Source organism: Neobacillus sp. WH10 (assembly GCF_030123405.1).
Taxonomy (GTDB): Bacteria; Bacillota; Bacilli; order Bacillales; family Cytobacillaceae; genus Neobacillus.
The window spans coordinates 1,858,869-1,884,142 of record NZ_CP126110.1 but is presented as its reverse complement, the minus strand read 5'-3'; the positions used below and the strand labels follow the sequence as shown (position 1 = coordinate 1,884,142).

Sequence of the window (25,274 nt, the reverse complement as noted above, 5' to 3'; positions counted from 1 at the left end):
TTCCATCTTATTTTACATTAAATTATTTTATTTTGCTATTTAGTTATATAGGTTAAATAAAATTTTAGGCGGCGGAAAAACATTCCGGCCGCCCTTTCGGTTCTTTTTGTCTACTTAATGTTAATCTCCTTTTCCAAAGTAAAGTCTTATTTTTGAGCCTTCCTTTACCTTTGTACCAGGTTTAGGAGATTGTCTTACAACAACATCGCCTTCTCCACTACTATCGACTCTTAAATTAATAAGCTGTTCCATAAGTTCACTTTTTGTTAGTCCAACAAAATCAGGGAGTTTTAGTAATGGAGTATCAGGGTATTTTATCTCCTTTTCAATTTGATCTTTTCGAGGCTCTACCCCCATTGCACTTAATCCGTCCTTCATGATATTACCAACAATTGGTGCGCTAATCGTCCCCCCAAATGCTCGAACACCTTTCGGATTATCTACAGCAACATAAACAACTATCTGCGGATCATCGGCAGGTGCGAAACCAATAAAGGAAACAATAAAATTATTTTCCAAATATCTTCCGTTTTGGGCTTTTTGTGCTGTTCCAGTTTTACCACCAACACGATACCCTTCAATAAACGCCTTGCCACCTGTTCCTTGGGCAACAACACTCTCAAGTGCATGGCGAATTTCCTTCGATGTTTCCTCAGTAATAACTCGTCTTTTTTCTTCAGGAGAATTTCGCATCACAATTTCTTTTGTAACCGGGTCAATTAACTCTTTTGCGATAAAAGGCTTATAAAGAATCCCGCCATTAATGGCAGCAGACACCGCCGTTACCTGTTGAATTGGTGTGACTGATACCCCCTGTCCAAAAGCTGTTGTTGCTTGTTCAACAGGTCCAACACGGTTCATATTAAATAATATCCCTGTACCTTCCCCTTGCAAATCAATTCCTGTCTTCTGGCCAAATCCAAAATCCTTAATATATTTAAAAAGTTTTTCTTTTCCTAAACGCTCACCTAATTCCACAAACCCCGGGTTACAGGAGTTTTGTACAACTTCCAAAAAGGATTGGCTCCCATGACCGCCTCTTTTCCAACATTTTAGCCTTGCACCAGCCACTTGAACTGAACCCGGATCATGAAAGTGGTCATTTTCCAAGTTAACTTTTCCTTCATTCAACGCAGCAGCAAGAGTAATAATTTTAAATGTCGAACCTGGTTCATATGTGGACCATACTGGAAGGTTTCGGTTATATACCTCTTGCGAAACATTACGGAAATTTGCCGGATCAAAGGTAGGCCTGCTCGACATCCCTAATATTTCGCCATTATTGGGATTCATTGCAATCGCAACAATACCATCTGGATTATATTTTGCCTCAGCAATATCCAGTTCCCTCTCGATAATAGTTTGTATTTTTGAATCAATGGTTAGTTTCAAATCAAGGCCGTTTACAGGATGTTCATAATCATCTGCCATGTTATTCATCCTTTGCCCTTTTGCATTGGCGTAAAATTTGACAGCCCCACGTTCGCCACTTAACTCTTTATCATAATACTTCTCGAGTCCCATCAAACCTTGGTTATCAACCCCTGTAAAACCAAGGACATGGGAAAGATAACTCTGATTTGGATAGTGCCTTTTGGAATCTTCACCAATATAAACCCCATCAAGATCAAGCGCCCTTATTTCTTTTGCCTTTTCATGAGAAATTTTCCTGCCTTCTTTTATTCGAACAGACGATGCGCTTTTCGTAATGTCTCGATATGCTTTTTCTTTTGGCATATCTAGCACGGCTGCCAGCTTCTCCGCAGTTGTTGCCGGATCCTTAATTTGCCTTGGAATCACATAAACTGTCGGAGCACTGATATTTGTTGCTAATGGTATTCCATTACGGTCTACAATTTGTCCACGTTCAGGTTCAAAAGGGATATTCCGGCTCCACAATCCCTTTGCACGGTCGGTCAGTATATCACCTAAGATGAATTGGACGTATCCGAGCCGAACATCAATAATTAAGAAGGTTAGAATTCCAACGAATAGTGCAATCATTAGCCGTTTACGGACAGTTACATTAGAAACACGCATACAATGAAAAATCCTCCTTTTTCACACATTCACTAGATTATCGTTCATTTATATGCTTGTACTTTTTCAAATAGAACGGAGTAACTAGGCCAATATAGCAAAAATCCCGCTTAAAAAGCGGGATCAACAATTAATCTTGCACCTTTTCTTCTTTATCTTCCTCGGTTTGTCCAGATTCATTACTCCATTGTTCTTCAGGGGTTTTTAAATCGACAATAAGGAAATCACCACTGTGTAAAATGGAGTTTGGTGGAATACTTTGCTGAGTTACATAGCCTTTTCCTTTAGAATTTAATTTTAATCCAGCAATATTAGCTATTTTCATTACATCTCGAAGTGACCAACCTGTCATATCTGGAGCAGTAAGTTCACCATCTGTTTGAATTATTACCTTCTCACCCTCCAAAACGGTTGTCCCGGCCTTTGGAAGCTGCCCAACAACTTTTGATCCGCTGCCGAGCACGACAGTTTCAAAACCCTTTTCTTTTAGATTCTTGACAGCTTCCTCTGTCGCTTGTCCCTTAAGATTTGATAGTTTGTTTACCTCAGCTTTTTCAAGCTCGGATGGCTGGATATTTAAATAATGCAGACTATTTTTCATCACAGGATTAAAAATTGCTGAGACAGGAATAGCTCCTTGACCTGCATCACTACCTTCAAGCTCAGGCTGCTGAACTGCAACATAAACGATTAATTTAGGATCGTCCTTTGGCGCCATCCCTAAGAAGGAGAACATATAATTATTAACCCCTGACAAATATTTTCCATTAGGTCCAGGGATATTAGCAGTACCTGTCTTACCCGCTACACTATAACCATCAATCTTGTAACGTCCTCCAGTACCTTTAGGCGAGGTGACAACCGTTTCCAGAATGTCACGCACTTGTTTAGCAGTTTCTGCCGATATCGGAGTTGACACCACTTCTGGAGATACTTTCTTTATCGTTTCACCTGTATCATGATTAACAATCTCTTTAACTACTTGCGGCTTTAACATTTTCCCATCATTAGCGATTGCTGTAGCCGCTTGAATTTGTTGAATTGGCGTAATTGCTGTTCCCTGTCCATAGGCAGTAGTGACTTTTTCAATCGGATAAGTAAATTGAATTTTCCCTGAAGTTTCATCCGGAAGTTCGATCCCCGTCGGTTTATCAAAACCAAACTTTGTTAAATATTCTCTGAATGTATCAAAACCTAATTTTTCGTTGGCAATTTTAGCGAACGCTACATTCGAAGAGCGTTGAACTCCTTCAAGATAAGTAATCGGTCCCCAACCAGATCCATTATGATCATGGATAACTTGAGATTTATCTGTAACCTTATAGGACCCGGATTGATAGAATTCATTTGGGTCAAATACTTTTTCTTCTATAGCAGCGGCAAGAGTGAAAATTTTCATCGTTGATCCTGGTTCAAACGATGTTTCAATCGCTTCATTATGCCAGCTTTTATCAATTCCTTCTTTGGTTTTCGGCTGGAACGACGGGCGCTGACCCATTGCCAGGATTTCCCCTGTTTTCGGGTCAGCAACAACTCCGATAATTTTTTTCGGTTTATATTGCTTCGCTACATTATCCATTGCGTCTTCCAAAAAGGTTTGGATCTTTTGGTCAATTGTCAAATAAACATTATTTCCATTTTGTGCCGGAGTAATTTTTTCCTTTCCATCAGGAAGGATATAGCCCCACAAATCGCTCTCATAATTAATCTTGCCATTTTTTCCTGTTAATTCTTCATTTAAAGATTTCTCGATCCCCATTTTTCCTACAGATTTATAGGTTCCATCCTTTTGTTTAATTTGCTCTGCATAACCAACTAAATGAGAAGCAAAGATTCCATTTGGATAGAAGCGTTTCGTATCACGGGAAAATGTAATCCCCGGAAGTTCTAAGGATTCTATTTTTTTCTTTACGTCATACGTTATATCTTTTCCCGCTTTGCCAAATTCAACCTGGAACTTGCCCTTCTTAATCCCGTTAGTTAAAATACTATAAATCTCTGATTCATCCATTTTAATGTACTTAGCGAGTTCTTGTGCAGTTTTCCGGGGATCTTTAACATGCTGCGGTTTTTTAGGATTCGTTGTCATCTTTTTGTCCAAAATCGCAATAAGTTTATAGGATGCTGTATCCTCAGCAATTACCTCACCTTTCCGATCAAAGATGACACCTCTTGTCGCTTGAAGAGTCCCTTCCCTGCTATATTTTTGCTGGGCCTTCGCTGCAAGTGGCTGCCCACTGACTTCTCCCGTAATCTGAATCGAAAAATACCTGCATATCAAGACAAAAAAGAGCAGACCGAATATCACAAACAATATCGCTGCTCCCACATTCATATATGGCTGTTTTTTGTTCATCTCTTCTGCACAACCTTGACGTCATTTTCGTTAATAAAAAGACCCATTTCCTTAGCCTTTTTAAAAATTCGTTCGTATGAACTTAATTCGCTAACTTGGACCTGTAAGTCTCTATTTACCTTTTGTTGTTCATTAACCTTTGCTTCAACTCTTTGTATGTCCTTGTTTACTTCATATATTTTTGATTGATTAGAAATAAGATGTATTGCTCCAAAACATACGAAACCAGTAAATACGATTCCAATTATTTTTTCCCCTGGAGTGAGCCACGATTTTTTAATTTTCACTTGACTTTTGTTTTGGACTTTTTGTTCTGTTTGTTGCTGTTCTAAATATTTCCTGGCAAGATTACTCAACCGTTTCCCCTCCAGATTGTTTTTTCTTGTTCAGCTCCAGCACTTTAGGGCTGGAGCTTTTCTTATAGTTTTTCTGCAATGCGAAGCTTTGCAGATCGCGCACGATTGTTTTGTTCTACTTCTTCTTCAGACGGAAGAATGGGTTTACGAGAGACCAGCTTTAAAATGGGCTTATACTCATCTGGAATGATTGGTAAACCTGGGGGTAAATTAGGGGTCTCACTTGCTTTCTTAAAGGTAGCCTTACAAATTCTGTCCTCTAGAGAATGGAAAGTGATGACACTTATTCTCCCCATTGGATTTAACAAGTCAATTGCTTGCTCCAATGATTGTTCAAATACAGCTAATTCATCATTAACGGCAATTCTGACGGCTTGAAAAATTCGTTTGGCGGGATGTCCACCCTTTCTTCTAGCGGGTGCAGGAATAGCTTCTTTAATTAACTCAACGAGTTCAGCTGTTGTTTCAACTGGTTTTACTGCTCTCGCAGCTTCTATTTTTCTTGCTACTTGTTTAGAGAATTTCTCCTCTCCATAGCGAAAAAAGATCCGGACTAAGTCTTCATATGCCCAATGATTAATGACATCATAAGCAGAAATGTCCGCTTCATTGTCCATTCTCATGTCCAGCGGTGCATCATAATGGTAGCTGAAGCCTCTTTCAGGAGTATCCAGCTGTGGTGAGGATACACCCAAGTCATAAAGAACACCATCCACTTTATAAATCCCACGCTTTTCAAGTTCTTCCTTTAAATGCAAGAAATTGCTTTTAATAATAACTAATCGATCTCCGAATTCGGATAATTTTTCTTTCGCATTAGCAATCGCTGTTTCGTCCTGGTCAAATGCATACAGTTTACCACCTGCACCAAGTTTTGTAAGAATAAGGGAACTATGTCCCGCACCGCCCAGGGTACAATCGACGTAAATACCATTGGACTTAATATTTAATCCTTCAACAGCTTCATTTAATAATACAGTTGTATGTTCAAACATGTTTGTACCACCTTTTCCAATCGAACATTTATTACAGAAAATATATTAATATAACTTATCCATTATATATCAAAGCCAATCATATTTTCTGCAATTTCCGCAAAAGAATCTTCAGACTGAGTAAAATAGTCCTCCCATATCTGTTTACTCCAAATTTCAATTCGATTGGAAACACCTAAAATTACGCATTCTTTTTCCAATTTTGCATATTGCAATAGTGGTGAAGGAACATTAATTCTTCCTTGCTTATCAAGTTCACTTTCTGTTGCTCCAGAAAAGAAGAATCTGGTAAAAGCACGGGCATCTTTTTTGGTCAGTGGCAGGCCTTTTAGCTTCTCTTCAATAAGACCCCATTCTGATACTGGGTACCCAAACAAACATTGATCCAATCCACGTGTAATAATAAACATGTCGCCAAGTTCATCACGGAATTTGGAAGGCACAATTAGGCGGCCTTTATTATCGATGCTGTGATGGTATTCACCCATGAACATACCCGTTACCCCCACTTTCTATAAAAAATGTACCACATTCCCCCACTTTTCACCACCTATTTCTTAACTATTCGCCCTAATTTCTTTAAAATCCTTTTTTAACATTGAATTTTTTGGAAAAAATCAAGCATGAATCTCAATCTTTAACCCTTGTAAAAAAAATTTATAATGAGCAGTACACCAACATAATATGGGCGAAGCGAGTAGATCCTAAACTTCACTAAAATCGTATCGTAAAATGTATATTCTCAATCCGACTGGTGAAAGTGATTCGCTTTTTCGGCGCAAAAAAAAACTCCACATCGAGGTGAAGTTTTTTATACTTTCAAAACTTTATGGCGGCCATCAAATTCATAAGTTCCCGCCATTAATTTATTCATAAAGGTCAAACCAAATTGATTTAAATAATAAAATACATTCCAAACTCTTTCTTGAGGAAAACCATCAGGCCGTAAAGCAAGATCCACACGAGAATATTTTTTTAACAGAACATCGTGTTTCAACTTTACTGCTTCTTCTAGTTTCGATTGCATAAATCCAATCTCTTTAAGTAAATATTTTTCATTTTTCCTCAGCATTGGCAAGAGAGCACTGTCAAGTTGTTCTGCTTTAGCCTCAATAAGCTCATACTGCTTTAATAACTGTTCAATTGTATTTGAAAATAACTCTGCTAATTCTTTATCTTTAATGGCGGCTAAAAATTTTTCTCTTTCTTTCTCCGTTCCATTGCTCAAAACATCTGTGAGATTTAAATTTAATTCCGAAACATCCGTTTCAATTGAACGATCTAAGAATGTAATATTTAAGCGCGGGACAATGGGCGGCATTTTTATATTAAAATGCTCAAATACAAGCTTAAGCTCTGCCCAGTAGGAAATTTCACCTGGTCCTGCAATAAAGGCAATTGTTGGGAAAAGCCATTCCTGCATGAGGGGCCTTGTCACCACATTATTACTTAATTTTGCAGGGTTATCATCGACTAACTCCAATAATTCTTCTTTAGTAAAGGCAATGGCACCACTTTTTCCCACGAAACGACCGATTTCACAATTATATTCTAACAAAATTCGTTCATTTACCCTTTGATCATAATAGAAAAGATTTGCTGCTTTCTCACTTGCTTCAATGGTAATTGGAAAACCCTCTTGCTCTATTTGCTTTTGTTGTTCTAATAACGAGAAGGTTATGGCATCATGGTGAACAATCTGCTCTTTGAAAAATTCTTTTTGTAGCTTGCGGAAATCCCTGTTCCCAGAATCTACAATTAAAAGCCCATAATCCTTGAAAAGTTCCATTATTATGTTAGCAAAGAAATCAACAAAAGTTGTTGACTTTGAAATAATAGCTTCAGCAAATTCTAAAAGATTATTCGTAAATTCTGTTTCTCCAAAATTCTTAATTAAATTCTCTACCCATGACAGACAAATATCTTTGTTCAACTGAATATCGGAAACCATTTTCTTTTGGTGAACTTTTTCCGGATAGGTCCATTTATCTATCCTATGTTTAACAGGTACATACACGTGATTCACTTCTTGGTAATCGTGGTCCTCTCCAGCAATCCAAAAAACAGGTATTACAGGAACCCCCAGCTGTCTTTCTTTTTGTTCCGCTAATTTTATAATTGAAATGACTTTATGTATAGAATAAAGGGGTCCTGTCAGGATCCCTGCCTGTTGACCACCAATAACCACAAGGCTATTATTTTTTTTCAGTTTATTTATCGACTTCTTTACAGCTTCTGAAGATGTATATTGCTCCATAAAGCCCTCAATATGTGCAGCAACCTCCATGCGGGGAAACGGTCTGTTGGTTAATTCAGCTATTCTTTTCGTATCTTCGTGTAAATCATTAAACTGATAATGAAAAAAAGGCTGGATAGCAGCAGATTGTTCCAAATAATTCGATGCAAACCGATTGGTTGCTGGTAGTGAGAGATTTAAAATCTCCATTCATGTACTTCCTTTCTAATTACCCAGATTCATTCTTTTAGAGTATACCACTACCCACTGATAATGAAAAAATCTTTGCTTCAAAACTTATGTTGAAAAGGTAAAACTTAAAGCACCATGTATAATTCCGTACAAAGTTAAGGTCATATAAGCTAGAAAAAATACGATAAAATTAAAGCGCCAAAACCCTTTGACTACCTTTTTTAACACTATTTCTTCTTTTACCTTCCAATGAACAAATACAAACACCATGGCAATGAAAATCATTATTAGTATTATTAACCAAAAAAACGATTTTCCCCATATGGTAACGATTAAAAAATGAACAGAAATAATATATAAAAGGGTTGTATAATCCACTGCCTTATGGAGCGATTTACGGAATTTTTTAGTAATTAATTTTATAATGAGAAAGACAAGAATAGAACCTAGAAAAGGCAATGTAAAAAATACAGTTAAGATTGCAGAGAGAAAGGTACTCATAAAACTTCCTCCTGATGTGATTCTTTTCCTTTTATCAAGTAATAAATACTTTCTATTTGTAGAGCTTCCTTATCCTGTCTTTTTGCTTCTTCAAGTAAAAACCCTAAGATTGCATCAACCTCCGTCAACCTATTCGCTTCAATATCTTTTAACATCGACGATCGATTGCTGGCTGTTTTTTTACAAATATCAACAACCAGCTGTAAATATTCATCCGGATATTCTAGATTTAAAATAAACGAAATTTCTGCAAAGAGATTTTTTACGACTTTAAAATAGAACCGATTTTCAATCAATTCTCCATTTTTCACGTAAAGGATAGCGGTCAATGGATTAATAACTGCATTAACAATCAATTTTTTCATGAGCATATCGTAAAAATCCTTTTGAAAAACAATAGGGAAATCTAAGACAAAAGCCTCTGCCAAATATTGCAATGATGCTGTTTCACCTTGAAAAGCTGCGACATTTGTTACCCCTTCGCCATTATGGCTAACAGTAAATGAATTTTCCTTCAAGGCACCGTGTTCAACAGACCCTACATATAGATTGTTTGCCTTCATACCTTTAAACAGCTTTAAATGCCCCATCCCATTTTGTAAAAATAATAAGCACTCAGGAATGACCGATAGATGATTTAGTTTCTCAATAATTGCTGGAAGCTGATATTGTTTAACTGCTATAATCGTTAACTCTTCTGTTCCTTGCCATTCCGAAATTGGCAGGGCTTTGACTAAGGCTATACTTTCTTCTGGCCCTTTTCGCAGTAAGATTCCATTTTTGTTTATCTCAACAGCCTGCTCCTGTGTTCTTGTATAGATGACTACATCAGATACCCTGCTAATGTAGGCAGCAAATAATAGCCCAATCGACCCTGCTCCGATAATTCCAACCTTCATAATAACCCCTCATTTAAGTCGTATTCCAGCTCCAGCGCCTAGCCCCTCGGGTCATAAGCCGCCCCGCTGTGGTGGCTTAGAAAACTGCCTCCTCGCGGTTCGTCTTATCCCTGTCGGGGCTGATCAAGGCGCTTACGCTTTCCTATCTATATCAGTTATTTTATCAAATGCTGTCTTTAATTTGTTAGTGTGATTTTAAAAAAACACCCTTTTCGACAAAGATCGAAAAGGGGATGATTTTTAGACTGGATACACTGGATGTTTCCGGACACTAAATGTTAATTCTTTTTTTTCGTAGTATGCAAAGCGCTGGATAAGCACATCTCTTAATTCGGAAGGGGCCACTATTTCATCGACAATGAGCTCTGACGCCAGCTTATATATGTCGATATGCTCTTTATATTCTTTATGCTTTGCTTGTACATAAGCAATTTTTTCTTTTGGATCGTCAATTTCATTAATCTTATTAGAGTAAACAGCGTTTACTGCTGCTTCCGGACCCATTACAGCAATTTGGGCAGTTGGCAAAGCAATACAGCAATCAGGTTCAAACGCAGGACCCGCCATCGCATAAAGGCCAGCACCATAAGCTTTTCTAACAATTACCGATATTTTCGGTACGGTTGCTGAGCTCATAGCCGCAATCAATTTTGCACCATGACGAATAATTCCGGCCCGTTCTACTTTTGTTCCAATCATAAAACCAGGAACGTCTGCAAGGAACAATAATGGAAGATGGAAGGCATCGCAAAGCTGGATGAATTTTGCTGCTTTATCCGCAGAATCAACAAATAAAACTCCGCCTTTTACTTTCGGCTGATTGGCAATAATACCGACAGCTCTCCCATCAATTCTGGCTAATCCAGTTATTAATTCGGGTGCAAACAATTTTTTTATTTCATAAAAACTACCATTATCAACTAGACGTTCAATACACTCAACCATATCAAATGGTGCATTTTGGTTTTCCGGAATAATCGCTTCCAGATCACGGCCTTCTTTTGCTGCCACTCCATTTAACATCTTTGTTTTTTCTTTAAAGCTCGCAGGAAAATAGCTAATATATTTTTTGGCTGATTCAATTGCTTCTTCCTCACTGTAAGCCAGAACATCACCGCAGCCGCTTATCGTACAGTGCATACGAGCACCGCCCATTTCCTCAAGTGTTACCTTTTCACCGATTACCTTTTCTGCCATTCGTGGTGAGCCTAAATACATAGATGCATTTTGATCGACCATAATGACAATATCGCAAAATGCCGGAATGTATGCACCACCAGCAGCTGAAGGTCCAAACAAAATACAAACTTGCGGAATCATCCCAGATAGCTTCACTTGGTTATAAAAGATTTTCCCTGCTCCTCTGCGATTTGGAAACATCTCTATTTGGTCAGTGATTCTTGCACCAGCAGAATCGACAAGATAGAATAATGGAACCTTTAATTTTTCAGCCGTTTCTTGAATACGAATAATTTTTTCAACTGTACGCGCACCCCAAGAACCAGCTTTAATCGTCGAATCATTAGCCATGACACATACAGCCTGCCCATTAATTTTACCGATAGCAGTAACTACACCATCTGCAGGGAGATCACCAGCTTGGAAATTGGCGAATTTTCCATCCTCTTCATATTTTCCCTCATCAAATAATAACGTTAACCGATCACGAACAAACAGTTTTTTTTGTTCTTTTAGTTTTTCATGATATTTTGGATGACCGCCAGCTTCAATTCTTTTCCTATTTTCATTCAATTGGTCATTTAAGGTATTAGTTGTCGCCATAATGCTCCCCCTCGTATATGAAATCCTATTCTAGAATGATCAAGACATCGCCTTCATTTACAAAATCTCCGATGCTGACATTTACTTTATGGACAACACCCTCGGTTCCACTTTCGATTGGAATTTCCATTTTCATTGATTCTAACATTAAAACTTCCTGCCCAAGGTTTACTTGGTCTCCCGGTTCTGCAAAAATATTTAATACTGTTCCTGCCATTGATGCGGTGATTTCTTTCATGTTATCCTTCTCCTTATTTCACTAGTTTTTTTGTTAAGAAATTTGTTGTATACTCCCCATTTTGGAAGTCATCATTTGCTAAAACATTTAAGAATAGCGGTGCATTTGTTTTAATTCCTTCAATTTTTATCTCTTTAAAAAAGTTTTCTGCAGCCATTAATGTTTCTTTCCTTGTCTGACCATAAAAAATACATTTGGCAATCATCGGATCATAAAATGGTGTCACCGTTCCGCCCTCTTCATACCCTGAATCAATTCTCACTCCCTCTTTTTGACTCCAATTAAGGGTAGTGATTTTTCCCGGTGATGGTAAAAAGCGGACAGGGTCTTCAGCATAAAGACGAAATTCGATGGCGTTACCTGAAGAGACAATCTCAGATTGTGACAAAGGTAATTTCTCACCTTGAGCCACGAGAATTTGCCATTTGACTAAATCAAGCCCTGCAATCATTTCTGTTACAGGGTGCTCCACTTGGAGTCGTGTGTTCATTTCAAGAAAATAAAAGTTTTCATTTTCATCGACAATAAATTCAATCGTACCTGCGTTCGAATATTCAACAGCATGAGCAGCTTTTACTGCTGTTTCAAACATTTTTTGCCGGACTTTTTCAGACAGAAAAGGTGATGGTGATTCTTCAATTACCTTTTGATGCCTCCTTTGAATAGAACAATCCCGTTCAAACAAGTGGACGATGTTTCCAGTGTGATCTCCAAACACTTGAACTTCAACATGTCGGCTATCGGCAATATATTTTTCAATAAAAACTTCATCTGAACCAAAATAGGCCATCGCTCTCGATTTAGTTGACTCATAAGAATTAACGAGCGCTTGCTCAGTTTCACAAAGCACCATTCCAATTCCCCCGCCTCCGCCACTTGCTTTAAGCATGACAGGGTACCCGATGGACTCAGCATGAACCATAGCCTCCTCAATAGTCTTTAAACCATCTCCACTTCCAGGGACAACTGGAACACCGGCCTTCTCCATTGTTTGGCGTGAAACAATTTTATCTCCCATTAACTCAATTGTTTCAGGCTTCGGTCCGATAAAAATTATTCCTTCATTAATTACCTTTTTGGCAAATGCGGCATTTTCAGATAAAAAGCCATATCCTGGGTGGATGGCATCCACTCTTTCACTTTTTGCGATTTCCAAAATTTTATCACTTTGTAAATAGGATTTGTTAACTGGCGGTTCTCCTACGCAAACAGCATTAGTAGCAGCTTTTACAAAAGGCATTTCTTTATCTGCTTCGGAATAAATAGCAATCGTTTCGATCCCCATCTCATGACAGGTTCTAATAATCCGCAGGGCAATTTCTCCTCGATTGGCAATTAAAATTTTTTGCACTTTTTATCCCCTTTCATATCCCTTTTGTTCCATCACTATTAAGTTTCTACATCATTCTCCGAATTTCCTGCAAATTTTGAAAACGCTTCCTGAAGTTATTTGAAGAATTTTTTGTACTTTTGTTATATAATGATAGTAATTCATTTGAATAATTCAAATATTATTACATTGTGTGTTATCAAGACTAAATGATTACACCAAGATTATTAGTTTATTATTTTTTTAGGAGGTTTAACTATGGTGGTAAAAGTGGAAAAATTAAAAGTAAATTTTAAAACCCTAGAAGAATTTAAAAAATTTAAAGAATATGGGATTCAAGAGCTATCCATGCTTGAAGACCTTGAAGCAAATATGATTGACAATGATGGTGATTCACCTTTTTACGGTATATATTTCGGGGACAAACTAGTAGCACGAATGAGTTTATATCAAATTGACGCTAAATTTGATCGCTATTTCTATCCACCACAAAACTATTTAGAATTATGGAAGCTCGAAGTACTGCCAGGATATCAAGGTAAGGGCTTTGGTAAAGCTCTTGTAGAATTTGCTAAAAGCTTTGGACTTCCAATTAAGACAAACCCAAGAGTACAATCAAGAAATTTTTGGGAATACTTGGGGTTTACCAATGTTGATTACGATATGGAGCGTGACCGTGGAGAAAACCCACTTGTCTGGTATCCAGATGGTGTAGAACCACAACAACAATAATTTAAAAAGCGGACAAAAGTGTCCGCTTTTTTCCTATTTTTCCACTCTTTCTAGATTGCCGTTTTTATCCATTTGAAATTTTACTTTTTGTTGTCTGTCCTCATCTTGAAGAACGACCATTTTTCGAGCTCTTTCCATTATTTCAATTAAAGAACGGTAATCTTCTTCTATGGCCTTTAAATTTTTTGTCAGTCTTTCATTCTCAGCCGCCAAATAGTAAGCCTTCTTTTCCAATTCTTTAATTTTTTCAGAGGTTTTCATCCTGTCTTCTTCAAAACTAGATGAGACTTCTACTTGCTTCTGGATTCCTTCTAAAAAATGTATTACTGCTGGAAATGTGATGGTAATGCCTTGTTCACAACCGGGTGACGACTGTACAGCGGCCACTTGAGCCGTCTCTTGAATAGGCTCCCTCTCAGCTGGATCGTCTAGTCTCTTTAAATCCTTACGTTGCTTCTTAGCAAGCTCTATTCCTGACGTATATTGCTTACGTACATATGAGTTCCACCGGAAACCACAGGCTGCTGAAGTTCTCGAAAGCTGTTTTCCAACCTCCTCAAATGCCTGCAATTGTGTTCCGCCTTCACGGATATGCCTCAATACAACTTCAGCAAGCAACAAATCTTCATCTTGGGACCATGCATCTTGTCTGGTTGGTGACATCAATTCATCCCTCCTAGTGTTTTTATAATACATATGCATCTACTAGAAAAGATAGACTTAAACAAGAGTTGTCTTTTAATCTTTATTCACAGTTTTTTCCTCACAAAACTTGTGAAACAACGTCACCTCCATTGACGATAGAGCTGGTATTCATTTAAAGAACCAATCTAACAAAATAAAGGGAGTGTAGGAAGCTTGAGCTTCTCTTAATTCCAAGTGAAAATTGTATATTTTCGACACCGAAGGAACTTACCGATCTATTTTTGCGGTGTTTCGCCACTTTTCCTTATAAAAGAATTTACATATTCATGATGGGCATCACTTTCCCAAAGCAACGAGCAATTTTTAACCTCTTCCTCTATTCTTTCGCGCAGCTTGGTTTCCTCCCACTTTCTAGTCCACACTCTTTTATAGGAACTTAGAACACTTATATCAGTAGTTACCATCTTTTCAATGAATGTCTCACATACCTCAAGGGGATCATTTTCAAAGAGGACATTGAAAAATCCAACTTTTTTTAATTCTTCGGCTGTTTGTAACTCTGCCTCCATCAAAAGCTTCATCGTACTCTCTGCTGGTAGTTTTTCTGCTAGGATGGAACCACCGCCCCAACCCGTGGTGATTGCCTGCTTTCCCTGAATAAACCCTGCTTTTATCCCTTTTCGCGCCAAACGAAAATCACAGGCAGCCGCAAGTTCACAACCGCCCCCAACGACTGTTCCGTTTATGAGAGCAATGGTCGGAATCGGTAAGGTAAGCAACGAATAAAGAATATTAGCCATCGTCGAAAGCATAGAATAGGCTTCCTCTTTAGTATGAAGAAGGTGGAAAACGGATAAATCCCCTCCAGAACAAAAGGCTTGGGAACCCTCCCCGGTAATTACAAGTGCCTTAATATCTGAGTCAGCAGCCCTTTTTACTGCCTCTCTTAGCCCTTTCATCACTTCATAATTAATGGCATTTCTTTTTTCGCTTCTGTTTATCGAAAATAATAAATAGCCCTTCTCTCTTTTTTCGATGGTGTATGACATTTTATCTCGTCCTTTCATATCAATTTTTTTCAATAGTTAGGGACTTTCCATGGACAATAAGTATGTATAGAAACGACAAAAGCACAAGGGCTAAGCCACCCTTGTGCTTTCTATCCTAACGGAAATTAGTCGTTAACAACGTCTTTTCCTTTGTATGTTCCGCAAGCTTTACATACGCGGTGAGCAAGTTTCATTTCACCACAGTTTGGGCAACTTACCATACCAGGTACGTTTAATTTAAAATGAGTACGACGCTTTCTTTTTGCAGTTTTAGAAGTTCTTCTAAAAGGTACAGCCATTCTTCCCACCTCCTTAAAGAGTATTAAGAAAGTAATGAAGGCCAGGAATGCTGGTTCTTCACTTTGCTTCTTAGATTTGCCGATTATGATTCGGAAGAAGATTTGTTTTCGTCAAAAAACTTTGCAAGTCCTGCTAGTCTCGGATCAATCTTTTTCGATTGATCTTCTTCATGAATAACTTCCCAATCCTTGCCAGATTGAGGGGCAGCTTCTTCAGACTTGACATCCTCGCAAAATACTTGCATTGGAACCTCAAGTAAAAGAATCTCTCGAATGATTGGCATTACATCAATCACATCGCCTTTTACTTGATATGCTTCCTCCTCAGTTTCATAAACTGAACCTTGTAAGAGGAAAGTTTCAGTTGTTTCGACATTAATTGGAAGTTTTACATCCACTAAAGTACGAGAACAAGGAAGGATTAAATGACCTTCGATTGTTAAATGGAAAGTCACTTTTGTTGAATCAATATCTCCCCGACCTGTTATATGCATCGGTGAAACTTCTCTGATAGTGGGATCGTCTTGTTTAATCTCATCCACACGAATCGTCTCATCAATCATAAAATCCTTGTTTCGATATTTTTGTAATTGACTTAATGTCCATTTCAATTGAATCACCCCAAGGCAACAAAGGTAATTATAGCCTTCGAAAATATTTTTGTCAATGTTTTTTCTTTACACCTCGTCAGGTGATATTTTACTAACTAGAATTCACTTTGAAAAGTATTTCCATTATAGTGTATCCAGTTAAGCCTTTTACAAACATCTACAACATCTTATCATAATATTTGATTGATTTCCTTAAAATTTTGCTATAATGTTAGTAAATTTTTAATAAGGAGATTGTAAATGAATGCTGTTGGCGTAATTGTCGAATATAACCCTTTTCACAATGGGCATGCCTTCCATTTAAAAGCTTCGAAGGAAGCTGCACATGCTGATGTTGTCATTGCTGTCATGAGCGGAAATTTTTTGCAGAGAGGGGAACCTGCACTTGTTTCTAAATGGTACCGCACCAAAATGGCGCTACTAAATGGAGTCGATCTCGTCTTTGAACTTCCCTACCGCTTCGCTGTACAGAAGGCGGAAACCTTTGCAAATGGGGCCGTGTCAATTCTAGATGCCGCCTGCTGCGAATCGGTTTGCTTCGGAAGTGAAAGCGGAGATATTACTGATTTTTATCAAACAATCCAGTTCTTAAAAGAGCAGAAACAACCATTTGAGGAAAATATTCATCAATTCATAGATACGGGTGTCAGTTATCCAAAAGCTGTATCCCTTGCTTTTCAGCAATTGTCAGATTCAGAAAAATATTTGGATTTAGCGAAACCGAATAACATTCTTGGGTTAGAATACATAAAAGCAGTTAACAGGCAAAAGAGTACGATTAGACCATTGACGGTGCCGAGAAAAAATGCCGACTACCACGATGAACATTTTGCATCTGAAACAATTGCGAGTGCAACGAGTATCCGAAAAGCCATTTTCTCAAACAATAACGAAGAAAAGGAAATTGACCAATATGTAACTGGACCAACCAAGCAGTTGTTAAAAGAATATCTTTACCATTATCAAGTTTTTCACCAATGGGAAAATTATTGGAGCTTTCTGCAATTTCGTCTTCTTCATTGCCTTCCTGACGAGTTAAGAGAAATCTATGAGGTGGAAGAAGGACTCGAGAACAGATTACTGTCAGCGGCTTTGGAGGCAGGCAGCTTTCATGATTTCCTGCAAAAAGTGAAAACCAAACGGTATACATGGACGAGACTGCAACGATTGTGCGTTCATATTTTAACAAATACAAAAAAAATAGAAATGACAAACCACTCGGAAAATGCTTCTTATATAAGACTTCTAGGAATGACCAGCAGAGGAAAAGAATATTTAAATAAGAGGAAAAAGGATTTTAGCCTTCCCGTCGTTTCTAAGCTTTCCTCTTATAAGGATCATGAAATTCTCCTTGATGTAAAAGCTGCACGTGTTTATTCCCTTGGTCTACCTAATCAAGTAAAAAATGAAATGATCAGACAGGAATTTAAACAGCCACCCATATTTATAGACTAAAAAAGATGATGCGAAACGCACCATCTTTTTTTACCCAATAGGAAAGCGAGATTTCCTATCAGGCATAACTGCAACTACGCTCTGTCTTAGCTTAACGCCTTGCCTATCGGCGAGTTTTCTTTACTTTTCTGGCAGCTTTTCTAAATATTGCACTGCTTCATCGAATGTATCGATTGGAATGATTTTCATTTTTGTATGAATATCGCGGGCAGTTTTTAATGCATCCTGATAGTTTGAATTCTTTGCCCCTTTTTCATTTGGAGCTAAAAAGATTTCTGCACCAGCCTTGTCAGCTGCGACAATTTTTTGTTCAATCCCGCCGATTGGACCAACATTCCCTTCCTCGTCAATTGTGCCTGTACCGGCTATTTGGTATCCTTTCGTTAAATCTTCACTCGTTAACTGGTTATAAATTTCCAAAGAGAACATAAATCCAGCAGATGGACCGCCAATTTCATCCGTCTTAACCTTTACCTTTGGATCAACAATAATTTCCTTATCGTCTACTAGTGAAATTCCAATACCAATTTTTGTGGAATCCTCTTTAAACGGCTTAAGACTTAAGGTAACTGTGTTTGTTTTTTTATTTCTTAAATAAGTTAATGTGATATCGTCTCCAGCGTGTTTTTTGCCAACATATTCAATAAATTTTTCCGATGATGGGAACTGATGCCCATCTACTTTAAAAATTCGGTCACCTGGTTGAAGTTTTCCTTCTGCAGGCATTCCTGGAACAACCTGGACAACATAGATGCCTTTATATTTATAATCTACAGGCAAGCCTGCTTTACGGTAGGCAACCTCTATTGCATTTAGTTTTGAGCCTTCCATCAGGTGAAGCTGTCTTGCATTATACTCTTCCTCTGTTTCCTTTTTGTATAATATCTTTTCCAAAGGATAAATTTCTTCATATTTTCGGAGCTTTGCTTCCAAATAGGAATAGATATTAGCTCTTCCCATTCTAACTGTTGTAAGCATAAAATTTCCTTCATCCTTATAGCCGTCTTCAACCGTTATGATTGGTCCAAGTTCTTTTGCCATTCCCGGTTTTGATACATAGTATGGCAAGGAATAATACATTCCGCCAATTAGAATAAAAGTTATCAATATTAAGGATCCTATATAAATTTTTTTGCGCATCGCTAATGTTTCCCCTTCCACTGTTCAATAACGGTTACAATTTGCTGTAAATGATTTTTTGTTTCTTCCTTCCCGATATTGATAATCTCTTCATGATGTGTAAATGCTCGTGAGCTAAACATTTCAACAGAGGGCCGGATCATAACATCAGCAGATGTTTCCCTGTTGTTGATGATTTCGGTTTGCATAATGTCAATACTCTGCATTATGACATCGTAAATGGTGGTTATTTCAGCGTTCCGTTTCACTCTTGAAACATCAACTGCAATGACAATATCCGCACCCATTTCTTTGGCAACCGAAACGGGAACACGATCTGTTACCCCGCCATCTACTAAAATTCTTCCATTATATTTTTCCGGTACAAAAATTCCGGGAATTGAGATGCTTGCACGTACAGCTTCAGCAACAGGTCCTTTTTGAAAAATAACTTTTTCACCTGTCATTAAATCAGTTGCCACGATGCTAATCGGCAGTGATAGATCCTCAATGTTTTTCCCATGGGTAAAAACCTTGATGAAATTTTTAATTTTCTTTCCTGAAATCAGACCCATTTTTGGGACAGTAAAATCCAAAAAGTATTTCCTTTTAAAAGCGGTTGATAATTTATATAACCGATCCAATTCGATACCTGCCCCATAAAAACTTGCTACAAGCGCCCCCATACTGCTGCCTGCAATCAGATGAATCGGAATTCCCGCTTCTGTCAATGCCATTATGACTCCTAAATGAGCAAACCCGCGTGCACCACCTGAACCAAGGGCCAAGCCTATTTTTGGGTGCTCCATATTAGCTGACCTCCTATTATCAATGAATAAAAATCTCGTTCAATCTTATGGTCTAAATTAACGTTCTATGAGTATATTTGTGTTATATGAGGACAAGTAGAAAAGCGGAAGCACATTGCCCAGGGATGATATAGGGTGACTTAGCACTGATAAGTGCTTAGTCGACCTTAATGCGTACATAAAGCATTGCTTTATGTAGCCAAGCATAAGACGAGCACTTATTGAAGGTTTCCACTACCTTCCTTAAATGATTGGCTTAGACCAAAGAGCCCCTGAACGCTGCAGCTAGACAATAATAAATGAAAATCCCTATTGGCATAATCTCTATTTTAGCATTGATAATATTGATTTGCACAATTTGAGAAATTCGCTTGGAAGGAGGTCCCTTCATTGTTTCGGTCAAAGTTAAAAACAATTTTATTATCCGTTTCCGTCACGATTTTGGCAGCTTCGCTTATTTCCTTTCCACAAGAATCATTTGAAGCGTCAATCCGCGGCCTTAATATGTGGTGGGAAATAGTTTTTCCTTCTTTGTTACCTTTTTTTATTGTCTCTGAAATGTTGATAGGTTTTGGGGTTGTCAAGTTCATTGGCGTTCTGTTAGAACCTCTTATGAGACCACTTTTTAAAGTTCCAGGTGTGGGGGGGTTTGTTTGGGCAATGGGCATGGCCTCAGGTTTCCCGGCAGGGGCCAAATTTACTGCAAGATTACGCCAAGAAGGCCAATTAACACAAATCGAGGCAGAAAGGCTCGTTTCTTTTACTAATTCCTCTAATCCACTGTTTATCTTTGGTGCAGTATCAGTAGGCTTTTTCTATAATGCTCAATTAGGGGTAATCCTCGCACTTGCCCATTATTTAGGGAATATTTGTGTAGGCATTATTATGCGTTTTTATGGAAATGAATCACCTGACGATGCCAGTGAAAAAAGAAAAAAATTCAAAATTAAAGCAGCCTTATCTGCCTTACATCAAACAAGACTAAGAGACAATCGGCCAATCGGAAAACTCTTAGGAGATGCTGTTAATTCATCGATTCAAACCCTGCTAATGGTTGGTGGCTTCATTATTTTATTCTCGGTGATTAACAAATTGCTGTATCATTTACATATTACTGCGACATTGGCTAAATCAGTTGAAGTGCTGCTTTCAGCCTTATCAATTCCTGGAATTTTAAGTATTCCATTTATTTCTGGATTATTTGAAATCACTTTAGGCAGCCAATTAACCAGTCAGGTTCAAGACGCCACTCTTTTACAAAAAGCAATGATAACAAGTTTTATCCTAGCTTTTAGCGGTTTTAGTGTCCAAGCACAGGTGGCCAGTATCTTAGCACAAACAGATATTAGATTTCAGCCCTTCTTTATTGCAAGAATTGTTCACGGTTTTTTCGCCAGCCTTTTTGCATTAATTCTGTGGAACCCCATTTATGTACACTTTAATAGTAAAGAGCAGCCTTCAAATGCATTGCCAGTTGGTTTTTTTGAAGAGGGTTCATGGGCAAATCATTTTTACCATCGAATGATTGAAGTAGGACCGCTCATTACTATTTTCTCACTGTTCGTTTACATCATTATATTGTTTACTCGGTTAAAAAAGAGCTAGGCAATTGCCTAGCTCTTTCATCGCTTAAACTTTTTGTGTAATTCTTTTTCAACAATAGGTGGAACCAGTGTTGAAATATCCCCGTTATACTTAGCAACTTCTTTCACAATACTTGAGCTTAAAAAGGAATATTGGCTATTTGTCATAATAAAAAAGGTTTCGATATCTTCATTTAATACCCTGTTCATCGAGGTAATTTGCATTTCATACTCAAAGTCTGAAACTGCTCGTAAGCCACGTATGATGGCACTCGCATTGACAGCTTTAGCGTAATCAACAAGTAAACCTGAATGTTCATCTACCTTTACATTTGGAAGATCTTTTGTTACAGCTTCAATAAGATTAATTCGCTCCTCGACGCTGAATAAAGGATTCTTCGTAGAATTGTTCATAACGCTCACATAGACCATATCAAATACTTTGGCACCTCTTCTAATGATATCTAAATGGCCATATGTAATTGGATCAAAGCTCCCTGGACAAACGGCTATTCCAGCCAAATTAACTCCTCCTTATTCTCCACTATTTCTTGAATATATTGTTACAGCAATCATCCCATACTGTTCATGTTTAATTTCTGTAAATCTCCCTACCTTTTCAGGTAATTCAACATCAAAGCTATGTTCACAAACAACAATACCATCAGATTTTACAATGTCTTTCTTATCCATTTTTTCCATTAAACTTACAAGCTGTTGTTTTTTGTAGGGCGGGTCTAAAAATATGTAATCAAAACAGATTTCTCTTTTCATTAGTGCCCTTAACGCTCTATCTGCATCATTACGATAAACCTCAGTATTCTCCTCAAATTTGCAGGCTTTAATATTTTCATGAATCACTTGGATAGCCTTTGGCTCCCGGTCTATAAAAATGACCTTCTCCAACCCTCTGCTAAGTGCTTCCAAGCCTAATCCGCCACTGCCTGCAAAAAGATCCAAGCCTATTCCCCCTTCAAAATAAGGGCCAATAATATTAAACAAAGCTTCCTTAACTTTATCCGTCGTCGGACGAGTCGTATTTCCTGGAACAGCTTTAAGAGGTCTCCCCTTACAAATACCTGAAACCACTCTCACGGACATATCACCACATTTTTGTTGGAAGTATTTTTTCTTAATACATCCTATCATAAATTATTTAAAGTAGACAATCTGTTAGGAATATCTTTTCTTCTATTTAACAAAGTTCAGTAAAATGCCGTTAATATGGAAAAATTATAAAATAGACGTATAAGCTTTTAGGTTGTGGAAATAATGAAATTAACAACATCAATTCGAGGATGTTGTTGCCAACCGCGGAGAAGACTTACGTTTCCCCATAAGTTCTTCCTCCGGTTTCTCCTCTCCCTTTGCCTTCTATCCTTTTTGAGGATGTGGAAGGACCCTGCAGAATTTTCTGCAGGGTTTTTTTTTATTTATAAAAACGTGAATAAGTGATAAAGTAGGGGTGAATCAATGCTTTTAAAGGAGAGTTTTAATTGATACAACGATTTATTGAACTAGGAGAAGGATATTCAGACATTTATGAGCTTGTTGAACTTGCAAAGGCTAATCAGCACCGTCTGCAGCATATGATGGCTCTTCATACAAAGATTGAGACAAAGGATGTGACCTCCTTAGTTGTTGTCTTAAATCCAACGACACCTGGAAAGTTCCAAGCTCTTTATATTTGTCGTGAAGGTATTCCCAATCCAAATATAATGCCAAATAAAAGATTTGACCTTTTTGCTCAAACAGCTCATTCACTTGGTAAACGAATACATGAGCTTTCCGTGAAGCCATCTGCTATTTTTAATGAAAAGGAACTATTTTATCAGCATTTAATTGGTATTTTACGATTAAATCACTATATTTTACCATTACAATAAAAGGTGAGGGTTCATTCCCCTCACCTTTTTATATTCCCATCTTATAATCATATTCCTTCGCTTTATCCGGAGCTGAATTTTCATACTCCATTCTTAAAAATGGCTTATACGAAGGTTCGACTTTCTTAACAAATGAAAAAGAATTTAACTTTTCCATGATTCCCTCTACTTCTTCTTGATTACAATACAAAACAACATATTTCAGCTTTTTTGATACGTAATGAACATTTCCGAAGCGCCTTAGCATTTTAGCTTGTTTTAAAGAGTAAAGCCAAACAACTAATCCTTGTCTTTGAACAAACATACTTTTTTCCCCTTCAACAAAACCATCATTTTTCATCAGTCTAGCACATTAAAACGTTCTTTTTCAATTCAAACTTTTCAATTGCTGCATCCGCAGCTGCCACCACTGCCACAACCATGACCATTATCAAAAAACGGGTTCCCAGTAGGGACCTTTATATGTTTAGACACCGCACTACCAATTAGCATGCTAATTTGATCTAAGAAACTTTGCAAATCATTCTCCGCCAACTTGAACTCTGCTACCAATGGGTCCAAATCCATTTCCCGTTTATATTCGCGGATTTTCATCATGACTCCTTTATAATCTGGATGGTATTTCCCAAAGCGTTGAACTTCTTCATAAAGTTCCTTTAAGCTGACAAATTGAGATATTTTCCGCTGTGTTTCCCTGTTACTTTGCATTTTATATAAACAAATTTGGTATTGTTCAGCAATGTCAGATTCTACTACCATCTTAGCTAAGCCTTCAGCATATTCCAATAATTCAATTCTCTCACTAGTAGCAAGCACTGCAGCCCACCTCCAATGCAATTTTAACATGAAAGCTTGGAGAAAGCGAAAAAATCCATCTACCTAGGGATATTTACAATAAATTCTTTTGTTAATCCATACGGCTCATTATTTAGCTTCACCACTTCAAGCTTCAATTTATGCACTCCAGGAGAAAGACCTTTAATAATAAAAGCAGCTGAAGTCACTTCTGAATTCTTTTTTCCATCAACCCAAACAATCATTTTTCCAATTTTTTGTTTTGAATGATCTGATTCCCGGAAGCTAACACCATTAATAATGCACTCCACTAAAATTTGTTTTCCTTTTATTTCGTGATGTACAAACAATGATGGAATTTCCTTTAAACTTTGTTTATAAACAGGAACAATTTCGGAATGAAAATAACTTAACTTATCCATTGAAACGATTTTCAGTTTTGTTTCATGTTTTGGCAAATCCTTCTGACATCCACTAATGATCCCTGCCAGTAAGAATAGAAGTATATTAAATTGTACTATTCTCTTCAACCTTATCACTCCTTTATGTAAGTATTGTTCGCCTCCTTTTACTTTTTTAGTCTCATTCCTTATAAGCAAAAAAAAGGGCCACATATCATTTTATGTGGTCCTTAGTTAACTTTGTGTTTTCATTGCTTGAAACATATTGTACATCATAGAGGCCATTTGGACGCTATTGGAAAATTTTTCAACCTGATCAGGTAATGTCTTTTTATAATAGTGTAACGACGCTATTTCAAGCGACTGTAAAGCTTCAGGATTTCTTGTCAGTTTCCGATACCATAGCGGCTGTTCTCGAACAAATTGCTTTAGATCCTTTTGACGTTCTAAATAGTCTAGTACCTCTTTTCTCATTGTTCATTCTTCCTTTCCGTTAGTCTTTTCGAAATGAAAAAGGATGTTTTGGGCCTTCTTGTGGCTTTACCGATCCTGAAGCAGCATTACCACCTTGAAATTGTGAAATAACGCCCTGAATCGCTCCTAATGCCTGACTTAAGTTATTAATATGATTTTGCATTTGATTTGGATCTATTTTTTTGACCATACCCATAATATTAGACATCCAATCCCCCTTGGACTCATTATTTGTTTCAGGTTCTGAATCATTTTCAGAACCGATGTCGTCCCAGCGTTTATCCTCTTCCCCTAATAAGTACCAATCCTCATATAATTCTTGTAAGGTTGCCTTCCCATTCCGAACCTCTTTGATGATTTTCGGATTATTTTTTACAAATTCTTTGAATTTGAGCACGGAAGGATTCAGTTTTTTTTGCGTCATTATTCTCACCTCTGCCCATATTGATCGACAATAATACAATATGTAGCAAAAAGTGAAATGTGAAAAA

The 25,274-nt window shown here is 37.5% G+C and carries 28 protein-coding genes; 4 read left to right on the top strand and 24 right to left on the bottom strand.

Annotated features, from left to right (window positions below; translation table 11 throughout):
- Window positions 1-120: 120 nt before the first annotated feature.
- From QNH20_RS08950 to QNH20_RS08900, 11 genes are all read right to left on the bottom strand, one after another.
- Window positions 121-2,040 carry a stage V sporulation protein D gene (locus QNH20_RS08950; protein ID WP_283922542.1) on the bottom strand — a complete coding sequence of 640 codons (1,920 nt, stop codon included), beginning with the start codon at window positions 2,038-2,040 and terminating at the stop codon, window positions 121-123.
- Window positions 2,041-2,170: 130 nt separating this feature from the next.
- Window positions 2,171-4,396: a penicillin-binding protein gene (locus tag QNH20_RS08945; RefSeq protein WP_283922541.1), complete on the bottom strand. Its 2,226-nt coding sequence runs from the start codon at window positions 4,394-4,396 to the stop codon at window positions 2,171-2,173.
- Window positions 4,393-4,752 (bottom strand): cell division protein FtsL, encoded by a 360-nt coding sequence (ftsL, locus tag QNH20_RS08940; protein WP_283922540.1) that lies wholly within the window; start codon window positions 4,750-4,752, stop codon window positions 4,393-4,395. The genes QNH20_RS08945 and ftsL overlap by 4 nt, the downstream gene beginning before the upstream one ends.
- Before the next feature lie 62 nt (window positions 4,753-4,814).
- Window positions 4,815-5,747: a 16S rRNA (cytosine(1402)-N(4))-methyltransferase RsmH gene (gene rsmH / locus QNH20_RS08935; protein ID WP_283922539.1), complete on the bottom strand. Its 933-nt coding sequence runs from the start codon at window positions 5,745-5,747 to the stop codon at window positions 4,815-4,817.
- A 62-nt stretch (window positions 5,748-5,809) separates the two neighbouring features.
- Entirely contained in the window at window positions 5,810-6,241 is a 432-nt protein-coding gene (mraZ, locus tag QNH20_RS08930) for a division/cell wall cluster transcriptional repressor MraZ (RefSeq protein ID WP_283922538.1), read from the bottom strand.
- Window positions 6,242-6,558: 317 nt separating this feature from the next.
- Complete coding sequence (gene bshC / locus QNH20_RS08925) at window positions 6,559-8,193, bottom strand: bacillithiol biosynthesis cysteine-adding enzyme BshC (protein WP_283922537.1); 1,635 nt, start codon at window positions 8,191-8,193, stop codon at window positions 6,559-6,561.
- An 87-nt stretch (window positions 8,194-8,280) separates the two neighbouring features.
- Complete coding sequence (locus tag QNH20_RS08920; protein ID WP_283922536.1) at window positions 8,281-8,676, bottom strand: DUF3397 domain-containing protein; 396 nt, start codon at window positions 8,674-8,676, stop codon at window positions 8,281-8,283.
- Complete coding sequence (locus QNH20_RS08915) at window positions 8,673-9,575, bottom strand: 2-dehydropantoate 2-reductase (RefSeq protein ID WP_283922535.1); 903 nt, start codon at window positions 9,573-9,575, stop codon at window positions 8,673-8,675. Before QNH20_RS08915 ends, QNH20_RS08920 begins: the two co-directional genes overlap by 4 nt.
- Before the next feature lie 240 nt (window positions 9,576-9,815).
- Window positions 9,816-11,357, bottom strand: coding sequence for an acyl-CoA carboxylase subunit beta (locus tag QNH20_RS08910; protein WP_283922534.1), 1,542 nt, complete (start codon window positions 11,355-11,357; stop codon window positions 9,816-9,818).
- A 25-nt stretch (window positions 11,358-11,382) separates the two neighbouring features.
- Window positions 11,383-11,595, bottom strand: a complete 213-nt coding sequence (locus tag QNH20_RS08905; protein WP_283922533.1) for an acetyl-CoA carboxylase biotin carboxyl carrier protein subunit — start codon at window positions 11,593-11,595, stop codon at window positions 11,383-11,385.
- A gap of 13 nt (window positions 11,596-11,608) precedes the next feature.
- A complete protein-coding gene (locus QNH20_RS08900; RefSeq protein ID WP_283922532.1) occupies window positions 11,609-12,946 on the bottom strand; it encodes an acetyl-CoA carboxylase biotin carboxylase subunit in 1,338 nt (445 codons plus the stop codon).
- A gap of 237 nt (window positions 12,947-13,183) precedes the next feature.
- Between QNH20_RS08900 and QNH20_RS08895 the strand changes: the two genes are divergently transcribed.
- Window positions 13,184-13,657 (top strand): N-acetyltransferase, encoded by a 474-nt coding sequence (locus QNH20_RS08895; RefSeq protein WP_283922531.1) that lies wholly within the window; start codon window positions 13,184-13,186, stop codon window positions 13,655-13,657.
- A 33-nt stretch (window positions 13,658-13,690) separates the two neighbouring features.
- Here QNH20_RS08895 and QNH20_RS08890 read toward each other — a convergent pair whose 3' ends face one another.
- From QNH20_RS08890 to QNH20_RS08875, 4 genes are all read right to left on the bottom strand, one after another.
- A complete protein-coding gene (locus QNH20_RS08890) occupies window positions 13,691-14,320 on the bottom strand; it encodes an RsfA family transcriptional regulator (RefSeq protein ID WP_283922530.1) in 630 nt (209 codons plus the stop codon).
- A 257-nt stretch (window positions 14,321-14,577) separates the two neighbouring features.
- Window positions 14,578-15,351 (bottom strand): enoyl-CoA hydratase/isomerase family protein, encoded by a 774-nt coding sequence (locus QNH20_RS08885; protein WP_283922529.1) that lies wholly within the window; start codon window positions 15,349-15,351, stop codon window positions 14,578-14,580.
- A gap of 125 nt (window positions 15,352-15,476) precedes the next feature.
- A complete protein-coding gene (gene rpmF, locus QNH20_RS08880) occupies window positions 15,477-15,650 on the bottom strand; it encodes a 50S ribosomal protein L32 (RefSeq protein WP_024029176.1) in 174 nt (57 codons plus the stop codon).
- An 83-nt stretch (window positions 15,651-15,733) separates the two neighbouring features.
- Window positions 15,734-16,261, bottom strand: coding sequence for a YceD family protein (locus QNH20_RS08875; protein ID WP_283922528.1), 528 nt, complete (start codon window positions 16,259-16,261; stop codon window positions 15,734-15,736).
- Between the two features lie 240 nt (window positions 16,262-16,501).
- Here QNH20_RS08875 and QNH20_RS08870 point away from each other — a divergent pair, with 240 nt between their 5' ends.
- Complete coding sequence (locus tag QNH20_RS08870) at window positions 16,502-17,716, top strand: nucleotidyltransferase (protein ID WP_283922527.1); 1,215 nt, start codon at window positions 16,502-16,504, stop codon at window positions 17,714-17,716.
- A 120-nt stretch (window positions 17,717-17,836) separates the two neighbouring features.
- On the opposite strand, the gene QNH20_RS08865 is transcribed toward QNH20_RS08870, so the two are convergent.
- Both QNH20_RS08865 and QNH20_RS08860 read right to left on the bottom strand, forming a co-directional pair.
- Window positions 17,837-18,856 carry a SepM family pheromone-processing serine protease gene (locus QNH20_RS08865; protein ID WP_283922526.1) on the bottom strand — a complete coding sequence of 340 codons (1,020 nt, stop codon included), beginning with the start codon at window positions 18,854-18,856 and terminating at the stop codon, window positions 17,837-17,839.
- A 2-nt stretch (window positions 18,857-18,858) separates the two neighbouring features.
- Window positions 18,859-19,644 carry a patatin-like phospholipase family protein gene (locus QNH20_RS08860; RefSeq protein WP_283922525.1) on the bottom strand — a complete coding sequence of 262 codons (786 nt, stop codon included), beginning with the start codon at window positions 19,642-19,644 and terminating at the stop codon, window positions 18,859-18,861.
- Window positions 19,645-20,034: 390 nt separating this feature from the next.
- On the opposite strand from QNH20_RS08860, the gene ylbJ reads away from it, so the two are divergent.
- Window positions 20,035-21,249, top strand: a complete 1,215-nt coding sequence (gene ylbJ / locus QNH20_RS08855; protein WP_283922524.1) for a sporulation integral membrane protein YlbJ — start codon at window positions 20,035-20,037, stop codon at window positions 21,247-21,249.
- Window positions 21,250-21,266: 17 nt separating this feature from the next.
- Here ylbJ and coaD read toward each other — a convergent pair whose 3' ends face one another.
- Both coaD and rsmD read right to left on the bottom strand, forming a co-directional pair.
- The gene (gene coaD, locus QNH20_RS08850) at window positions 21,267-21,749 is read right to left on the bottom strand and encodes a pantetheine-phosphate adenylyltransferase (RefSeq protein WP_283922523.1); all 483 of its coding nucleotides are present in this window, start codon (window positions 21,747-21,749) and stop codon (window positions 21,267-21,269) included.
- Between the two features lie 12 nt (window positions 21,750-21,761).
- Complete coding sequence (gene rsmD, locus QNH20_RS08845; protein ID WP_283922522.1) at window positions 21,762-22,322, bottom strand: 16S rRNA (guanine(966)-N(2))-methyltransferase RsmD; 561 nt, start codon at window positions 22,320-22,322, stop codon at window positions 21,762-21,764.
- A 401-nt stretch (window positions 22,323-22,723) separates the two neighbouring features.
- Here rsmD and QNH20_RS08840 point away from each other — a divergent pair, with 401 nt between their 5' ends.
- Complete coding sequence (locus tag QNH20_RS08840; protein ID WP_283922521.1) at window positions 22,724-23,113, top strand: DUF7147 family protein; 390 nt, start codon at window positions 22,724-22,726, stop codon at window positions 23,111-23,113.
- 28 nt (window positions 23,114-23,141) lie between these two features.
- Here the strand turns inward: QNH20_RS08840 and QNH20_RS08835 are convergent, their stop codons facing one another.
- The 5 genes from QNH20_RS08835 to QNH20_RS08815 form a co-directional block, all read right to left on the bottom strand.
- Complete coding sequence (locus QNH20_RS08835; RefSeq protein WP_283922520.1) at window positions 23,142-23,417, bottom strand: YlbG family protein; 276 nt, start codon at window positions 23,415-23,417, stop codon at window positions 23,142-23,144.
- 77 nt (window positions 23,418-23,494) lie between these two features.
- Window positions 23,495-23,929 (bottom strand): YlbF/YmcA family competence regulator, encoded by a 435-nt coding sequence (locus QNH20_RS08830; protein ID WP_283922519.1) that lies wholly within the window; start codon window positions 23,927-23,929, stop codon window positions 23,495-23,497.
- A gap of 59 nt (window positions 23,930-23,988) precedes the next feature.
- Window positions 23,989-24,438: a hypothetical protein gene (locus QNH20_RS08825; RefSeq protein ID WP_283922518.1), complete on the bottom strand. Its 450-nt coding sequence runs from the start codon at window positions 24,436-24,438 to the stop codon at window positions 23,989-23,991.
- Window positions 24,439-24,543: 105 nt separating this feature from the next.
- Complete coding sequence (locus QNH20_RS08820; protein ID WP_283922517.1) at window positions 24,544-24,783, bottom strand: YlbE-like family protein; 240 nt, start codon at window positions 24,781-24,783, stop codon at window positions 24,544-24,546.
- Between the two features lie 19 nt (window positions 24,784-24,802).
- On the bottom strand, window positions 24,803-25,207 hold the full coding sequence (locus QNH20_RS08815; protein ID WP_283922516.1) for a YlbD family protein: 405 nt from the start codon (window positions 25,205-25,207) through the stop codon (window positions 24,803-24,805).
- Window positions 25,208-25,274 lie beyond the last annotated feature (67 nt).

Bases quoted from the DNA above. Each gene is read 5' to 3' on its own strand.
- QNH20_RS08820 (WP_283922517.1), bottom strand. From the start codon at position 24,783: ATGAGAAAAGAGGTACTAGACTATTTAGAACGTCAAAAGGATCTAAAG.
- QNH20_RS08950 (WP_283922542.1), bottom strand. From the start codon at position 2,040: ATGCGTGTTTCTAATGTAACTGTCCGTAAACGGCTAATGATTGCACTA.
- QNH20_RS08915 (WP_283922535.1), bottom strand. From the start codon at position 9,575: ATGAAGGTTGGAATTATCGGAGCAGGGTCGATTGGGCTATTATTTGCT.
- QNH20_RS08870 (WP_283922527.1), top strand. From the start codon at position 16,502: ATGAATGCTGTTGGCGTAATTGTCGAATATAACCCTTTTCACAATGGG.
- QNH20_RS08835 (WP_283922520.1), bottom strand. From the start codon at position 23,417: ATGTTTGTTCAAAGACAAGGATTAGTTGTTTGGCTTTACTCTTTAAAA.
- QNH20_RS08920 (WP_283922536.1), bottom strand. From the start codon at position 8,676: ATGAGTACCTTTCTCTCTGCAATCTTAACTGTATTTTTTACATTGCCT.
- QNH20_RS08910 (WP_283922534.1), bottom strand. From the start codon at position 11,357: ATGGCGACAACTAATACCTTAAATGACCAATTGAATGAAAATAGGAAA.
- mraZ (WP_283922538.1), bottom strand. From the start codon at position 6,241: ATGTTCATGGGTGAATACCATCACAGCATCGATAATAAAGGCCGCCTA.
- rsmH (WP_283922539.1), bottom strand. From the start codon at position 5,747: ATGTTTGAACATACAACTGTATTATTAAATGAAGCTGTTGAAGGATTA.
- QNH20_RS08860 (WP_283922525.1), bottom strand. From the start codon at position 19,644: ATGGAGCACCCAAAAATAGGCTTGGCCCTTGGTTCAGGTGGTGCACGC.
- QNH20_RS08905 (WP_283922533.1), bottom strand. From the start codon at position 11,595: ATGAAAGAAATCACCGCATCAATGGCAGGAACAGTATTAAATATTTTT.
- bshC (WP_283922537.1), bottom strand. From the start codon at position 8,193: ATGGAGATTTTAAATCTCTCACTACCAGCAACCAATCGGTTTGCATCG.
- QNH20_RS08890 (WP_283922530.1), bottom strand. From the start codon at position 14,320: ATGTCACCAACCAGACAAGATGCATGGTCCCAAGATGAAGATTTGTTG.
- QNH20_RS08895 (WP_283922531.1), top strand. From the start codon at position 13,184: ATGGTGGTAAAAGTGGAAAAATTAAAAGTAAATTTTAAAACCCTAGAA.
- QNH20_RS08865 (WP_283922526.1), bottom strand. From the start codon at position 18,856: ATGCGCAAAAAAATTTATATAGGATCCTTAATATTGATAACTTTTATT.
- QNH20_RS08815 (WP_283922516.1), bottom strand. From the start codon at position 25,207: ATGACGCAAAAAAAACTGAATCCTTCCGTGCTCAAATTCAAAGAATTT.
- QNH20_RS08885 (WP_283922529.1), bottom strand. From the start codon at position 15,351: ATGTCATACACCATCGAAAAAAGAGAGAAGGGCTATTTATTATTTTCG.
- rpmF (WP_024029176.1), bottom strand. From the start codon at position 15,650: ATGGCTGTACCTTTTAGAAGAACTTCTAAAACTGCAAAAAGAAAGCGT.
- QNH20_RS08945 (WP_283922541.1), bottom strand. From the start codon at position 4,396: ATGAACAAAAAACAGCCATATATGAATGTGGGAGCAGCGATATTGTTT.